Consider the following 14416-nt stretch of genomic DNA (forward strand, 5'->3'; position numbering starts at 1 on the left):
AGGTAATTTCAGTACTTCGGCGTCTGAGAACTCGTTTCAAGGTGTAATTGAATCGCTGAATAGTGAGCAGGATATATATGCGCTGCATTCCAAGCGTGAACTAGCACACCTCCGCGAACAAGACCTTGCTTCCGAACAGTAAGGCCTTGTTACCACCGTGCGATACGCACCGCCGGTGTGCGTGGACACAAGACATGAACCCGAAACAACTCCTCTCAGACGACGACGCTGTCTCGCCGGTCATCGGCGTCATCCTGATGGTCGCGATTACAGTTATCCTCGCAGCCGTCATCGCAACGTTCGTCCTCGGCCTCGGTGACCAGGTCAGTAACACCGCTCCGCAAGCGAGCTTCTCGTTTGATTACGATGCGAGTCTCTCTCAAGACTGGGACAACGGTGAAGACAGTGGTAGCGTTGATGGCGATGGGACGCTAAATATCACCCACGACGGCGGCGATAGTATCGAAGCTGGAAATCTGTACATTCGCGGCTCACAAGACGACGGCGCTTGGGGCAATGATATTACAGACCGTGATGGGGATATACAATATGATACGAAGTCTGAGATAAATGCCGGCCGAACCCTTAGCGTCAACGTCGCCAACTCCGACACTGTTCGCGTCGTGTATGAAGATCCCAACGGCGGGAGCACGGCGACTATCGGGCGGTGGGAAGGCCCTGAAGCGTAATCACTAGATTCGGATTTTGCGGATTTTTCACCGGGAATCACGCCCACCGCTGGAGTTATTAGTGCGCACCGCACACCCCCAGGTATCGGATGGTTTCCGGACGAACGGGACGACGGGGTCCTGCCCAGCAATGAGCCAGGAGACGGCGGGATCCGGGACCCCCACGTCGAGTGACCGACTGTCGAAGGGCGAGATCTTCGACGTCCTCCAGAACGAGCGTCGTCGCTACGTGCTCCAGTATCTGCGCACAAACGGCGGCCCAGTGGAACTCGGCAACCTGGCCTCTGACGTGGCTGCAAAGGAGTACGACTGCGCGCCCGAGGACGTCTCGAGCGCACAGCGCAAGCGCGTGTACACGACGCTCCAGCAGACACATCTCCCGCGCATGCACGACGCGGGTATCGTCGCGTACGATTCCGAGAACGGCGTCATCGACACAACGCCACATACGAACGAGCTGACGGTCTACCTCGAGATCGTCCCGGGGGGCGAGTTCCCGTGGCAGGAGTACTACCTCTCGCTGGGCGCCATTAGTCTCGCCGTCGTCGCGATTCTCTGGGTGGGCATCTACCCGTTCACGCTCGTACCCCCGCTCGTATGGGCGACGGTGATGGCCGTCGTGCTCACGGGCTCGGCAGCGTACCACACGTACGTCGCACGCGAGGTCACGCTCAGCGGGTACGCCGAGGAGAAAGCGGACGACGAATAGCTGCGTTCGGTTTGGTGGACAGCACCTTTTGGTGAACTTGCCGACCACGGTGACGATTAGTCTGCTGACCTGTTCTCTGACCGATTCGTTTTGAATTGCCGCTTCAACGCGCTCTTGGCCCGTTTCAAGGCGGGATTGAACGTCTAAAAGGTGCTTCGGCTATAAGTCAGAACACGTAGATACACCAACCAAGCACACCTCCACGAGCAGCGAAATATCTCCTTACCGGAGATAAGGCCGACTTACTGCTCGGACAAAACCGGTGTGTGGAGAACACAATGGATATCAAACGACTCATCAACGACGACGACGCCGTCTCGCCGGTCATCGGGGTCATCCTGATGGTCGCGATCACGGTCATCCTGGCCGCGGTCATCGCGTCGTTCGTCCTCGGACTCGGCGACCAGGCACAGCAAACGACTCCTCAGACGAGTTTCTCCTTCGATTACGAAGGCGGTGAAGAGCGTGCACTAACAATTACCCACGATGGTGGAGACACGATCTCTGCTTCAGAATTGTATATCCGTGGTTCTAATATGGACAACGACACTTCAAATGGTGATGGTAACACCGGATTATGGACTTCTACAGCAGTCGATGGTGACGTTAACTCCGATAGCGAGGTAACTGCAGGAAACGGCGCACGCATTGGTGACGATGCTGACGACGGTGTCCCGTCCAATTATCAAGTGCGAGTTGTCTTCGAATCTCAGGAAGGCGACAACTCCGCGACCCTCGCTCAAGACGAAGGGCCTGACGCTTAACTAACTTCGATTTTCCACGTTTCTTCCATCCCACAGCCACCGCTCTCCACGATGCATTTATTTCCGGCTATCCAGTGGGTTCTAACGATGGACTACGGACGCGGCGTCGTTTTCGGCACAGTCGGCGTCATCCTCGTCACGGCGCTCGTCTCCGGGCCCCTCGTTCCCGGCGTCGCGCTCACGTCCGAACCGGCCCAGCAGGCGTACGGCCAGGGGACCGCCACCGTCGCCGACATCACCCTCCCCGAATCCGCCACCTTCGAGCGGGCGTCCTTCGGAGCAGAGAACTACCACCTGACCGTGCCGGCGACGACGGTTCGATTCAGCACACTCGAGGGGAGTCCGACGCTCTCCTATCGGCTGACAATCGCCGGGCTCGATTACACGCGGACGACGACACACTTCCTCGGGCCGTCGACGGGCGACCGGTATCGACTGACGATGCGGTCGGACACGTTCTCGCTGAACGCAATCAGCCAGTCGTCGTACGAGGGCCGGCTCTCGGTCGTCAAACGCGACTCCAGCGGCGAAACCGTCGTCGCGTCGCGGAACGTCACCATCGAGGTGTCCGGATGAGCGTCGCCGAATCGGTCACCAACCTCCGGACCGACACTCCGCTCGAGCAGCTCAGAGACCGTACCGTGGCCGTCCTCTTTGGCGACGGACTGGGCCTCGCCGTCTTCTTCGCCTCGCTGTGCCTGTTTGGCCTCGTCTGGCGCACCGACTTTCTCATCACCGACTCCTACACCCTCGCCAACGGGCTCTACAGCCTCTCGAACGGCCAGCTCGTCCTCACCGACGTCGCCTACGGCCTGCGGCTGGATACCCCGGGTGCGGAACGCGTCGGCGACGCGCTCATCGCGCGGAACTACGGCGCCATCGTGCTCTCGCTCCCGGTCTGGCTCGCGCTGGAGGGCCTCGAACGCGCCGTCGACCTCCGCATTGCGCTCGTCGCGCTCTGGTCGCTGGCGCTGCTGGCGCTCGTCGTCACCGTCGGGCGTCACCTCGACGACGAGCGTCTCACGGTCGCCGGGAGCGTCGGCGTGCTCGCGCTGTTCGGCCTGAACGTCGCGCTCGCGCGCCCGCTCGACGGCGAGATGACGCACCTCTACGCCCTGCAGCTGTTCCACCTCGGCGTCGCAGCGTTCACGCCGGTCCTCTTCTACCGCCTCGTGTCGCGGCTGCACTCGGCGCGCGTGGGGCTGGCCGGTACCGTGGTGCTGGTCCTGGGCACGCCGCTCGCGCTCTGGGCCAGCGTGCCGAAGCGCCACGCGCTCACGGCGACGGCCGTCGTCGCCGTCGCGTACTTCCTCTACAGGAGTCGGACCGACGCCGACGGCACGCTGGTGGGTCGCCCGGCGACGTTTCGCGGCCTCGCGTACGCGACGGTCGGCCTATACGCCTGGGTCCACGCGCCCGAGGCGCTCCTGTTGCTCGTCGCGCTCGCCGTCGCCGACGTGCCGACGGCCCCTGACAACAGCGCCCGGACGCTCGCCATCGTCGGGGTGGCGTTCGCCCTCTCGCTGGTTCCGTTCCTCGTGACGAACGCGCTCGTCGTCGGGTCGCCGCTCAAACCGCCGCGGTTGTTCGCCGTCTCGGGCGGTGGTGGCGACGCGGTGAGTTCGGCAGTCGGTGGGCCCAGTGGAGGCTCGACCGGCCCGCTCGAGCCGTTGCTCCTCGCCCTCTCGCCGTTCCTGTCGGTCGTCTCGACGTTCCTCCGGCCGCTCGCGATCCTCGCCGGCGAACTTCTCGTCGGCTTCGAGTCGATACTGGCCGGGCCGGCCGAAATCTACCACACGCTCGTCCGGTCCGGCCACACCTCGGGCACGCTGAACCTGGACAACGAGGAGGCGGTCAACCTCGCGGTGCTCGAGTCGGCCCCCGTGTTGCTGGTCGCCGTGGGTGCACTTCGAGCCGCGCAGGTGCGAGCCACCGACCTGTCTCTCCCACCTCGGGTCCTCCCGGCGACTCGCGTCGTGGACCGCTTTGCTCTCCTCACCGTCGTCGGGCTCACGCTGCAGTACGTCAGCCGGCTCCCGATCCACGCCCAGATAACCGTCCGGTACCTGTTCCCGCTCTTCCCGCTTGGCGTCTACCTGGTCGTTCGCCTTCCGGTCGTCCGGCAGACGCTCACCGAACACTGGCGACCGTTCGCCTGGACGGTCGCGGGGACGCTTCTGGTCGGCGGGCAACTCGTCGTCGTGGTCGTCTCCCTCACCGCCGACGGCCTCGGCGAGGCGTTCCAGTTCCACGCGCTGCTCGCGCTCGGGGCCGGGATTCCACTCGGTCTGTGGGCGCTCGCGGGCCGGTCGGACGGGTGGGCCGGCCGCGCCGGGGCCGTGCTGCTCGGCGTCGCGACGGCCGTCCCGACGCTGTTCGTCCTGCTGGTCGCCCTCGAGTACTACCCGCTCGGCAACGCTCACGCGCTCCCGATGGTGCGAGCACTTGCCGACGTGCTAACACTGCTGTGAGTCGCTGACGGAGAATTTTTGTACGGGCTTGCAGTACCGACGACATGGACCAGCTCAAGGAGTCGCTGCTCGAGGCGCCGATCATCGAGAAAGACGGGTATCACTACTTCGTCCACCCCATCAGTGACGGCGTCCCGATGCTCCGTCCGGAACTCCTCCGCGAGATCGTCATCAAGATCATCCGGAAGGCGGAGCTCGACGACATCGACAAGATCGTCACGCCGGCCGCGATGGGTATCCACATCTCGACGGCCGTCTCGCTGATGACGGACATCCCGCTCGTCGTCGTCCGCAAGCGCAAGTACGGCCTCGACGGCGAGGTGTCGCTCTCGCAGGTCACGGGCTACTCCGAGAACGAGATGTACGTCAACGACGTCTACGAGGGCGACCGCGTCCTCGTCCTCGACGACGTCCTCTCGACCGGCGGCACGCTGGCCGCGCTCACCGGCGCGCTCGAGGACATCGGCGCCGAGATCTGTGACGTCGTCAGCGTCATCAAGAAGGACGACGGCGTCAACGAACTCGACGAGGCCGGCTACGACGCGAAGACGCTCATCAACGTCAAGGTCGTCGACGGCGAGGTCGTCATCACCGACGAGCACGGCGACGGATAAGATAGCGCCGGTTATCGGTTCTTCGCCGACTGCACCCTCAATCGAGCTTTCCTGTCACATCTGACACCGTCGATTTTCCGAGGGATAGGGGGGTGAAACAGGTTGGGCGGCCAACCTTGGAGAGCTCCCCCGCCTATAGTGTAGACTGGAGACCGATCGGTACCTAGGACGATTCCCGTAGGATGTGCTCTTTCAGTTCGGGGATTGTCGGAAACGCTACTTCCAGTGGTCTAACCGTCTTTACTGGCTATTATGATTGGAATTTTGTTTCCGAGACGGATCCTAAATAGTCTCATTCTCGACCGCGAGCTGGAACACGAGCGTTTTGATAAGTGCGTTCCCGTCAGTCCTGTCTGCCGAATGTTAGATCTCTTACGGCGTACAATCACCCTGGATGACTCCAACGAGAGTGGTTGGGCTCGTAATAGTACTTAAATACGAGGCTGATCACCCACCGCTGTATTGCTTATAGAGGGTTCAGAAAAGGAGTTTATGATTTTCCGTGACTGTGCTTTGATGAGCAGTACGACAGCGTTCGCACATCTATGATGCGCCTTGACGTAGAGGTCCTAGCCTGCTTACGAAGTGTAAAAAGAATATCAGGTTGATGGCGAGAGGTAGATTTGAACGACGCCCACGTCGCTCCTGCCAGTCGCTCGTGGTCTACTTCAAATCTACTCCGAGAGAATTTGCTGCTCGCGTGTTGCTCGCAGCAAAATTATAGCGGGAGGTAGATTTGAACTACCGATCTGCGGGTTATGAGCCCGCCGGAATCTCCTGGCTATCCCATCCCGCTACCTCTCGCTAACCCCGGCCGCTCATTAAGGGTTGTGATTCAGGCGCCGTCCGTGAATTAGTACCGCGGTCGGCTCAGTCGGACCGGTGGACCTGCCACGTGAACAGGCTCTCGAAGACGTAGTTGACGAACATCCCGACCCCGATGCCGCCGGCCTTCGCGACGAGCAACCAGAGGTCGAGTCCGAGCAGCGAGAGCGGGACGAAGAGGAGCCGGTAGACGACGACGAAGACGACGAACTGCGTGGTGCTCCCACCAGCCCGCACGGCGTGGGACCGGAGGAGCCGGCGACCGAGCGACCGATGGTCCCCCTCGGCGTCGAACGTCCAGTTGTCGTTGATGGCGAACATCACGAGGATTGCCGTCTCGATGCCGAGGATGGTAGCGATCTCGGGCAGGACGCCGAACACCTCGGTCAGCACGACCAGCACCGTCGTATCACAGAGGGCGCCGACGACGCCGACGGAGACGAACTGGCCGAAGCGCACGCCCGAGACGAGCGCCTCGAAGCGGTCGGGGACGGCCCCGCGGAGTCGTGCCAGCCGGCCCGTCATCGCTCCTGGTCGACGAGTGCGGTCGGTTGCTCGCGCCGGGCGGCGATGGCGGTGTGGAGGCGACTGTCGCTGAGCCGTTTCGCCCGGTGGCGGGCGGCCAGCAGGGCACGCATGAGCGCGACGGAGGTGCGGACCGGCGAGACTGTCGACCCGGGTCGGTCCTCCCACTCGATGGGGACTTCGACCACGGTTTGTTCCAGCGCGCCCGCGATGGCGACCAGTTCGACGTCCCAAGCGAAGCCGGGTTCGTAGATGTGCCGGCGGACACGCTCCCAGGTGTTGGCGCTGACGGCTTTCGCGCCACACTGGTAGTCGTAGAGGTCGACGGCGAGCAGTCGGCCCGCCAGCCACGCGAACCCGTCGCCGAGGAAGCGGCGGGCGAACGTCTGGTGGCTGGTGACCGTCGCGTCGGGGTGGCGGCGGGACCCGACGGCCAGGTCCGCGCCGCGGTCGGTCACCCGTGCGATGATGCGCTCGAGCGAGTGGACCGGCGTGGAGGCGTCTGCGTCGACGAAGGCGTAGACGTCGGTCTCGAGTCGTTCGAAGCCGGCGGTGATGGCCGCGCCCTTCCCCGGCGGTACGGGACCGTCTCGATCTCGGCGGGGAGGTCGGCGAGGCTGGCGGGCACGCCCTTCCGAGGGTCGTCGAGTTCGACGACGACGGCCGCCGGCGAGAGGGCGTCGTCGATGGCCGCGACGTACGCTCGCAGCTGGTCGACGTCGGGGCGGAAGGCGGGCACGACGACGCCGACGGAATCCGACATGGGGGAGAGTCCACTCCCGGCGAGTAAAAACAGTTCGAATGTGACGGTGCCGTCGCGGTGCAAAAGAGGTATAGGACAGGATTGCGGTCTATCTACCGATGGAGTACGGCCTCGTCGGGCTCTGGCTCGCGCTCTACCTGTTGTTGCTCTACACCGGTGGGACCGTCGCGGCGTCGCTCTGTCCGCGCTTTGCCGACCGCGGCGCGGCGTTTGGCGTCCCCGTCGCCGTCGGCATCATGTGGCTCGCGACGTACTTCGTCGGGCGCCTCTCGCTCACGCTGGGCGTCTGGACCGGCCTCGTCCTCCTGGTCGCGACGGCCATCGGACTGTCCTACCGTGGCGTTTCGGTGGACGAACGGGCGGCCGCCGAGGCGGCCGTCGTCTTCACGGTCGGGTTCCTGTTTGTCGTCTGGATTCGCGCGCTCGACCCCGCCATCGTCTCGCTCGGTGGCGAGAAGTTCCTCGACTTCGGGTTGCTGCAGTCGCTGCTGCGGGCCGACAGCCTCCCTCTGGAGGACATGTGGTTCGCCGGCGAGCCGGTCGCGTACTACTACGGCGGCCACCTCGCCGCCTCGATACTGGCTCGACTCACCGGGACGCCCGGCCAGTTCGCCTACAACCTCGCGCTCGCGGGGGGCTACGCGACGCTGGTGACGGCCGCGTACGGGCTCGCGGGGACCATCGCGGCCGACCGGGGCCTCCCGCGGCGACTCGCAGCGGGCCTGGGCGCCTTCTTCGTCGGCTTCGCGAGCAACCTCTCGACACCCGCGCAGTTCGCGATCTGGCTGTTGCCCGGCGGTCTCCGACAGTCGGTGCTCGCGGCGACGGGCTACGAGCCACAGGGGCTGGCCAACGGCCCCGACGCGTTCAGTTACTGGGGCGCGAGCCGGGTCATCACCGACGACGCCGGCGACTTCGCCACCTACGAACCGTCGGCGGCGTTCGTCATCGACGAGTTCCCGCTGTTCGCCTGGCTCAACGGCGACCTCCACGCCCACATGATGAGTACGGGCTTCCTGTTGCTCGTCGCGGCGCTCTGTCTCAGTTACTGGCAGACGCCAGCGACGGAGCGGCGACGACGCCTGGCCCTGCTGTTCGGCGCGATACCGGCGGTCGGCGGCGTCGTCGCGGTGACGAACACCTGGTCGTTCCCGTCGGTCGGCGGCCTCGTCTTCCTGACCGTCGCGGTGGCGCCGGCCGACCCGTCGTCGCTCCTGCCGGCCGGCCTCCGGGCCCGGATTCCCTCGGCGGGGGTCTCTCACGAGCTGACCCGAGTCGGCCTCGCCCTTTCGGTCGCTGCCGGGGTCCTCCTCGTCGGCCTGCTCTGGTCGCTCCCCTTCTGGCTCGGGCCCGCTAGCGGCCGCGAGTTAGCCGTCCTCCCGGACCGCATCTCGCTGGTGGAACTGCTCTCGGTCCACGGTCCCTTCGTCGTCCCGTTCGCACTGTACCTGTACGCGCGACTCGGTCGCGGGGTCGGGACCGCCCGGGCCCGCCTCGTCGGCGCGGCGACGCTCGCGCTCGTCGCCGTCGCGACGGTCCTCGACGCTGCCGCGGTCGGCGTCCTGGTCCCGATACTGGTCGGGACGTGGCTGCTCGCGCGCTCGCCCGCGCTCGAACGGACCGTCCCGGCCGTCCCGGCCCTGGCCGACGGCGGCGACCGCCCGCTCGGCTTCGAGGCCGTCCTCGTGCTCGCCGGGGCTGGCCTGGTCTTGCTCGTCGAGTTCGTCTTCGTCCGGGAGAACATCGGCCGGATGAACACCGTCTTCAAGACCTACATGCAGGTGTGGATTCTCTGGGGCGTCGCCGTCGGCCCGGTGCTCGCGTGGCTGCTGACGCGCTGGCGACCAGAGCGGCCGGCCGCGCTCGATGGCACCCACTGGGTCCGCCCCGCGACGACGGTGTTCGTGACGCTGCTCGTCCTCTCGACGTCGCTGTACGGCGCCTTCGCGCTCGCGAACCACGCCGAGCGGGGCGGGGACGCGACGCTGGACGGCCTGGCCCACCTGGAGCGGACCCAGCCAGGCGAGGCAGAGGCCATTCGGTGGCTCGACGCGACGGTCGAAGGCCGCCCGACGATAGTTACGGCCGCGCCGGCCGACTACGGGTGGGACCCGGCGGAGGGCGAGGGCGCGAGTGCGCCGGCGAGCCTGACGGGCATCCCCACCGTCGCCGGGTGGACCCACGAGGCCCAGTACCGCAACCAGTCGGTCTACGACGCCCGCGTCGCGGACGTTCGCACTATCTACACCGGCAGCGCCGACGAGCAAATCCGCCTCCTTCGGGCCTACGACGTCCGCTACGTCTACGTCGGCCCGGCCGAGCGCAACCGCTACGGGGAGATAACGGTCGACCATCTCTCGGGTATCACGCCGGTGGAACGCGCGGGTGACGTCGTGATATATCGCGTCCACCCCGAGCAGCTGTAGCGGCTGTCGTAGAACACGTCCTGCTCAGGCTTCGCCGGCGGGTGCGCCGCGTTCGCGGAGCACGGTGACGCCCTCGGCCTCGATGTCCTCGGTGTCGAGGTGCATCGGGATGTAGTCCTGCTTCTCGAAGGTCTCCTGTTCGTCTTCGCTCCCGATAGTACACCACAGCTGGGGCCGGTCGGGGCCGTGCCAGTCGCCCTGGCGCGCGACGGCGAACACCTCGTACTCCTCGCCGTCGTACTCGATGCGGCCGCCCTTCCGGAGGCCGGGATCCCCGTGGATGATGAGCTTCTTCATGCGAAGGGGTTCGGAAACGGCGTACTTAGAAATGTCGAAGGCGAGTCCGGCGCTCGTGGGGTCCCGTCGATATCAGAAGTGGTTCGTCCGAGTGGTCCGGTCCGCTTCGACACTGCACGATAGGTGACACGCGTGCGCTGCGAGGCCGAGGCCATCGGAGGCTGCCGCCGTCCCTATCATCAGCAGTCGCGACTACTCGGGGCGAGTTCCCGGACAGTTCGCTCCTGGAGGGCGCGGCTCGCACCGAGCGGAATCGTGACGATGACGTCGTCGACCACGTCACGCGCCGCGAGGCGCTCGAACTGCGTCCGGGCCTCGTCCGGGCGACCGACGATCGCCAGCTGCGCCATCATCTCGTCGGTGACCGCGTTCCGGGCCGCGTCGCGGTCGCCGTCGCGCCAGGCGGCAGCGATTCGAGCGGCCTGGTCGGGAAACGAGAGCGCGGCGGCGTTCTCGTAGCCCTCGCTGCTTCCCACGTAGTACGCGAGGTGGTTGCGAACCGCGGCGACAGCCTCGTCGGTGTCCTCGCTCACCGCGCACGGGACGTACGGCACGACCGTGATCTCGCTCGGGTCCCGGCCCGCGTCACTGGCGGTCTCTGCGACCGTCTCGTAGCTCTCTGCTAACTTGTCGAAGGGGATGTTGTGTGGCAACCAGCCGTCGGCGACGCGACCGGTCGCGCGCCGGTTCGCGGCTCCGAGGGCCGCCGCGTAGACCGGGAGGGGCTGGTCTAAGGGCGGGAAGTCCGCGACCTGAAACACCTGCCCGTCGTAGGTCACCCGGTCGTCGCCGTCCAGGAACAGCTTGACGAGTTCGACGGTCTCGTGGAGTCGACGCGGCGGATTGTCGAAGGCCATTCCGTGGAGGTCGGTCACGGCTTTGGCCGTGCTCGTCCCGAGACCGAGTCGGACCCGGCCGGACGCGGCGTCGGCGAGGGTCGCCGCGGCCTGTGCCACGTGGCCGGCGAGCGGCCGTAGACGTTGACGATAGCGGTCCCGAGGTCTATCGTCTCCGTCTGTGCTGCGGCCGTGGTGAGCGTCACGAACGCGTCCCGACCCCACAGTTCGCTCGCCCACAGCGAATCGTACCCCAGCGACTCGGCCCGGTCCGCGAACGCCCTGACGTCGTCGTGCTCTGCCGGAAGCAAGAGGCCGGTTGCCATGGTGACTCCACCGCTCCGGTGCCATATAACACTCCGCCCGTTCTCGACGGCGGTGTTTAGTTACGAGATTCAGGTCGTGACCAGCCAGAAAGCCCCCGCGCTATCGGCTTTGGTTCGCGGGCAGCGAGGCGGCATTGCCGCCTCGACTTCGCGGTGCGTAGCGCCGCGCAAGGCCCGCTCATCAAGACGTGGGACCGTCGGTCCCACGCGACCCGCGACTCGCTGTCGTTCGAACATCGAAGATTTTCGTGATGAACGTGGGACTCTGTGAGTCCCACGAATCTGCGAACGGGCCAACGGCCCGTGAGCAGATGACGAGAGACCGCCGGTCTCTCGAACCACGCTCCGGTAGGTGCTTGTGATCTGAAGATCGCCAGCGGCGATTTTCAGCATCTCGAAAGACGCGTCGCGGCTTTCGGTGACGTCGTCGGGGTTCGCCGATAGCGCGGCCTCTGCTCACGGGCACGCGGTGCCCGTTCGCACGGCCCGAGGGACCGCCGGTCCCTCGCTGCCTTTCAGCCCCATCCATGCCGGCTGATCACCTGGCTTCGGCCGGGGCTTTCTGGCTCTCTGAACCGATTGCTGCTAAAGTAAACACTGCCTCCTCGACTCGCCGGCGAATCCGAACGGGGAGCGAGTCGTGACACCGAGTACGGACGCCCTCGCGAGCGGGGCGCGCGCTGTTGCCACGGCATCCAGACCCCATCACGGGTTGTGGGTGTGAATGTGCCGTTCGTGGCCTCGTCGGGGTTCAAACGGTGACACGACGGGCGTGTCCGAGCGCGTGGTCGAGTGCGGCAACGCCCACCAAACCACGCACGGCGGCCCGACTCCGAACCAAACGGGTTTTAAGCGGTCACGTCAAATCGCTCCGTAAGGTCGATATCTATGGAGATGCCGCGACGCTTTAACACGTACTGTCCGCACTGTAACGAGCACCACGAACACGAGGTCGAGAAGGTCCGGTCCGGCCGTGAGACCGGGATGAAGTGGATCGACCGCCAGCGCAAGCGCAACTCCGGTATCGGGAACGACGGCAAGTTCTCGAAGGTCCCGGGTGGGGACAAACCCACCAAGAAGACGGACCTGAAGTACCGCTGTTCGGAGTGTGGCAAGGCCCACCTCCGCGAGGGATGGCGCGCCGGCCGGCTCACCTTCCAGGAGTAAGCATGGCAGGGAGCTTCATCACCGTCGCCTGTCCGGACTGCGAGAACGAACAGACCATCTTCGAGAAGGCCGCAAGCGAGGTCTCGTGTGCCGTCTGTGGCCACACGCTCGCCCGCCCGACCGGCGGGAAGGCCGACATCGAGGGCGAAGTGACCGCCGTCGTCGAGGCACGATAGGATGAAATACAGCGGCTGGCCAGAGCCCAGCGAACTCGTCGTGGGCAAGATCGACGAGATCGAGGATTTCGGCGTGTTCGTCGACTAGAGGAGTACGAGGGCAAGCGCGGGCTCGTCCACGTCTCCGAGGTCGCCAGCGGGTGGATCAAGAACGTCCGCGACCACGTCAACGAGGGTCAGACGGTCGTCGCGAAGGTCTTAGACGTCGACGAGAGCGCTCAGCAGATCGACCTCTCGATCAAGGACGTCAACGACCACCAGCGCAAGGAGAAGATCCAGGAGTGGAAAAACGAGCAGAAGGCCGACAACTGGATGGAGCTGGCCTTCGGCGAGGACTTAGACGACGAGACCTACGGCGCCATCGCCAACGCGCTGCTCGCGGAGTTCGGGTCGCTGTACGACGGCTTCGAGGCGGCGGCGATCCACGGCGAGAGCGCGCTCGAGGACACCGACCTCGACGACGACGAGGTCGAGGCAATCGTCGAGACGGCGCGCAACAACGTCTCGGTGCCCTACGTCAACGTCACCGGCTACGTCGACCTGCGCTGTCCGACCAGCGACGGCGTGGACGTCATCAAGGAGTCGCTCAAGGCCGCCGAGGGCAACGGCGAGGTTCCCGAGGAGATCGAACTCGAGGTCACCTACGTCGGGTCCCCCGAGTACCGCATCCAGGTGCGAGCGCCCGACTACAAGACGGCCGAGAGCGAGCTTCGAAGCGAGCGCGGACCGCGCACGGGTCGTCGTCGAGGAGCACGGCGGCACCGCCGAGTTCCACCGCGAGCGCCACGAAGACGACGAGTAGGGCGATGAAATCGGACATCCGGGTGTGCTCGGACTGGGAGACGGCACACGAGCGCCCGGTGTACACACTCGCGGCGACGTGTCCCGACTGCGGCGCCGAGGCGGTCAACAGCGCCCCGGCGCCGTTCGACCCGACCGACCGGTACGGCGAGTATCGACGTTCTCTTAAGCGCCGGCGCCGGGATTAGCGGGTATGGACGAATTCGACATCGACGTAGTGGCGGACCCGGCCCTCGAGGACCCGGTCCTCATCGAGGGACTGCCCGGGGTGGGGCACGTCGGCAAACTCGCCGCGGAGCACCTGCTTGAGGAACTGGACAGCGAACTGGTCCGGCGGGTCTACTCGACGCATTTCCCGCCGCAGGTCACCATCGACGAGGGTCGCGCCCAACTTGCCTGTGCCGAGTTCCACGCGGTACGAACCGAGCAGGGCCCGGACCTGCTGGTCCTCTCGGGCGACCACCAGGCACAGGACACCCAGGGGCACTACGGCCTGACCGACACCTTCCTCGACGTCGCTGCGGACTTCGGCGTCCGGCGGGTGTTCGCCCTCGGCGGCGTGCCCACCGGCGAACTCATCGAGGAGTACGACGTGCTTGGCGCGACCACCACCGACGAGTTCGCCGACGAACTCGAAGCGGCGGGCGTCGAGTTCCGCGAGGACGAACCCGCGGGCGGCATCGTCGGCGTCTCGGGCCTGCTGCTGGGCCTCTCCGAGCGCCGCGACGTCCCCGCGACCTGTCTCATGGGCGAGACCTCCGGGTACCTCGTCGATCCCAAGAGCGCCCAGGCGGTCCTCGAGGTCCTGCAGGACGTCATCGGCTTCGACGTCGACTACGCGTCGCTCGAGGAGCGCGCCGACGAGATGGAGGAGGTCGTGCGCAAGATACAGGAGATGGAGGGACAGAACGCGCCGGCTCCGTCGGACGAGGACCTCCGCTACATCGGCTGAGGCGGGCAGCGAGCATTTCTTTACCGCTCGGCTCCAACGCTGGCGCGTGCAGAGCGCACTGGGGACGCTGCCGGA

Annotated in this window: 13 protein-coding genes, 1 tRNA gene and 3 pseudogenes; 12 read left to right on the forward strand and 5 right to left on the reverse strand. The window is 65.6% G+C overall.

Annotated elements, in window-relative coordinates:
• Positions 1-194 precede the first annotated feature (194 nt).
• From P1N55_RS18125 to hpt, 6 genes are all read left to right on the forward strand, one after another.
• A complete protein-coding gene (locus tag P1N55_RS18125; RefSeq protein ID WP_276276864.1) occupies positions 195-689 on the forward strand; it encodes a type IV pilin N-terminal domain-containing protein in 495 nt (164 codons plus the stop codon).
• A 130-nt stretch (positions 690-819) separates the two neighbouring features.
• Positions 820-1398: a DUF7344 domain-containing protein gene (locus P1N55_RS18130; protein ID WP_276276865.1), complete on the forward strand. Its 579-nt coding sequence runs from the start codon at positions 820-822 to the stop codon at positions 1396-1398.
• A gap of 278 nt (positions 1399-1676) precedes the next feature.
• Positions 1677-2162 (forward strand): type IV pilin N-terminal domain-containing protein, encoded by a 486-nt coding sequence (locus P1N55_RS18135; RefSeq protein ID WP_276276866.1) that lies wholly within the window; start codon positions 1677-1679, stop codon positions 2160-2162.
• An 87-nt stretch (positions 2163-2249) separates the two neighbouring features.
• Positions 2250-2738 (forward strand): hypothetical protein, encoded by a 489-nt coding sequence (locus P1N55_RS18140; RefSeq protein WP_276276867.1) that lies wholly within the window; start codon positions 2250-2252, stop codon positions 2736-2738.
• A complete protein-coding gene (locus tag P1N55_RS18145; protein ID WP_276276868.1) occupies positions 2735-4633 on the forward strand; it encodes a hypothetical protein in 1899 nt (632 codons plus the stop codon). The genes P1N55_RS18140 and P1N55_RS18145 overlap by 4 nt, the downstream gene beginning before the upstream one ends.
• 44 nt (positions 4634-4677) lie before the next feature.
• A complete protein-coding gene (hpt, locus tag P1N55_RS18150) occupies positions 4678-5247 on the forward strand; it encodes a hypoxanthine/guanine phosphoribosyltransferase (protein WP_276276869.1) in 570 nt (189 codons plus the stop codon).
• 721 nt (positions 5248-5968) lie between these two features.
• On the opposite strand, the gene P1N55_RS18155 is transcribed toward hpt, so the two are convergent.
• From P1N55_RS18155 to P1N55_RS18165, 3 genes and pseudogenes are all read right to left on the reverse strand, one after another.
• Positions 5969-6043, reverse strand: a tRNA-Met gene (locus tag P1N55_RS18155).
• Positions 6044-6117: 74 nt separating this feature from the next.
• Positions 6118-6597, reverse strand: a complete 480-nt coding sequence (locus tag P1N55_RS18160; protein WP_276276870.1) for a GtrA family protein — start codon at positions 6595-6597, stop codon at positions 6118-6120.
• Positions 6594-7360 (reverse strand): annotated as a pseudogene (locus tag P1N55_RS18165) (glycosyltransferase). The gene P1N55_RS18160 and the pseudogene P1N55_RS18165 overlap by 4 nt, the downstream one beginning before the upstream one ends.
• Before the next feature lie 98 nt (positions 7361-7458).
• On the opposite strand from P1N55_RS18165, the gene P1N55_RS18170 reads away from it, so the two are divergent.
• Entirely contained in the window at positions 7459-9786 is a 2328-nt protein-coding gene (locus P1N55_RS18170; RefSeq protein ID WP_276276871.1) for a DUF2298 domain-containing protein, read from the forward strand.
• Positions 9787-9810: 24 nt separating this feature from the next.
• On the opposite strand, the gene P1N55_RS18175 is transcribed toward P1N55_RS18170, so the two are convergent.
• Both P1N55_RS18175 and P1N55_RS18180 read right to left on the reverse strand, forming a co-directional pair.
• Positions 9811-10083, reverse strand: a complete 273-nt coding sequence (locus tag P1N55_RS18175; RefSeq protein ID WP_276276872.1) for an HAH_0734 family protein — start codon at positions 10081-10083, stop codon at positions 9811-9813.
• Between the two features lie 179 nt (positions 10084-10262).
• Positions 10263-11245: pseudogene (locus P1N55_RS18180) on the reverse strand (LLM class flavin-dependent oxidoreductase).
• Between the two features lie 888 nt (positions 11246-12133).
• On the opposite strand from P1N55_RS18180, the gene P1N55_RS18190 reads away from it, so the two are divergent.
• The 5 genes and pseudogenes from P1N55_RS18190 to P1N55_RS18210 all read left to right on the forward strand — a co-directional run bounded on the left by P1N55_RS18190 (position 12134) and on the right by P1N55_RS18210 (position 14341).
• Positions 12134-12412 (forward strand): 50S ribosomal protein L44e, encoded by a 279-nt coding sequence (locus tag P1N55_RS18190; RefSeq protein ID WP_276276875.1) that lies wholly within the window; start codon positions 12134-12136, stop codon positions 12410-12412.
• 2 nt (positions 12413-12414) lie between these two features.
• Positions 12415-12588: a 30S ribosomal protein S27e gene (locus tag P1N55_RS18195; RefSeq protein WP_276276876.1), complete on the forward strand. Its 174-nt coding sequence runs from the start codon at positions 12415-12417 to the stop codon at positions 12586-12588.
• 1 nt (position 12589) lies between these two features.
• Positions 12590-13390, forward strand: a pseudogene (locus P1N55_RS18200) (translation initiation factor IF-2 subunit alpha).
• A 4-nt stretch (positions 13391-13394) separates the two neighbouring features.
• Positions 13395-13577 (forward strand): RNA-protein complex protein Nop10, encoded by a 183-nt coding sequence (locus P1N55_RS18205; RefSeq protein ID WP_276276877.1) that lies wholly within the window; start codon positions 13395-13397, stop codon positions 13575-13577.
• A 5-nt stretch (positions 13578-13582) separates the two neighbouring features.
• Entirely contained in the window at positions 13583-14341 is a 759-nt protein-coding gene (locus P1N55_RS18210; RefSeq protein WP_276276878.1) for a proteasome assembly chaperone family protein, read from the forward strand.
• Positions 14342-14416 lie beyond the last annotated feature (75 nt).

This window comes from Haloarcula regularis (assembly GCF_029338315.1).
GTDB classification, from domain to species: Archaea; Halobacteriota; Halobacteria; order Halobacteriales; family Haloarculaceae; genus Haloarcula; species Haloarcula regularis.

Coding starts and splice junctions, on each gene's coding strand:
- P1N55_RS18125 (WP_276276864.1), top strand. CDS start 195: ATGAACCCGAAACAACTCCTCTCAGACGACGACGCTGTCTCGCCGGTC.
- P1N55_RS18205 (WP_276276877.1), top strand. CDS start 13,395: ATGAAATCGGACATCCGGGTGTGCTCGGACTGGGAGACGGCACACGAG.
- P1N55_RS18170 (WP_276276871.1), top strand. CDS start 7,459: ATGGAGTACGGCCTCGTCGGGCTCTGGCTCGCGCTCTACCTGTTGTTG.
- P1N55_RS18175 (WP_276276872.1), bottom strand. CDS start 10,083: ATGAAGAAGCTCATCATCCACGGGGATCCCGGCCTCCGGAAGGGCGGC.
- P1N55_RS18160 (WP_276276870.1), bottom strand. CDS start 6,597: ATGACGGGCCGGCTGGCACGACTCCGCGGGGCCGTCCCCGACCGCTTC.
- P1N55_RS18145 (WP_276276868.1), top strand. CDS start 2,735: ATGAGCGTCGCCGAATCGGTCACCAACCTCCGGACCGACACTCCGCTC.
- P1N55_RS18190 (WP_276276875.1), top strand. CDS start 12,134: ATGGAGATGCCGCGACGCTTTAACACGTACTGTCCGCACTGTAACGAG.
- P1N55_RS18135 (WP_276276866.1), top strand. CDS start 1,677: ATGGATATCAAACGACTCATCAACGACGACGACGCCGTCTCGCCGGTC.
- P1N55_RS18130 (WP_276276865.1), top strand. CDS start 820: ATGAGCCAGGAGACGGCGGGATCCGGGACCCCCACGTCGAGTGACCGA.
- P1N55_RS18210 (WP_276276878.1), top strand. CDS start 13,583: ATGGACGAATTCGACATCGACGTAGTGGCGGACCCGGCCCTCGAGGAC.
- hpt (WP_276276869.1), top strand. CDS start 4,678: ATGGACCAGCTCAAGGAGTCGCTGCTCGAGGCGCCGATCATCGAGAAA.
- P1N55_RS18195 (WP_276276876.1), top strand. CDS start 12,415: ATGGCAGGGAGCTTCATCACCGTCGCCTGTCCGGACTGCGAGAACGAA.
- P1N55_RS18140 (WP_276276867.1), top strand. CDS start 2,250: ATGGACTACGGACGCGGCGTCGTTTTCGGCACAGTCGGCGTCATCCTC.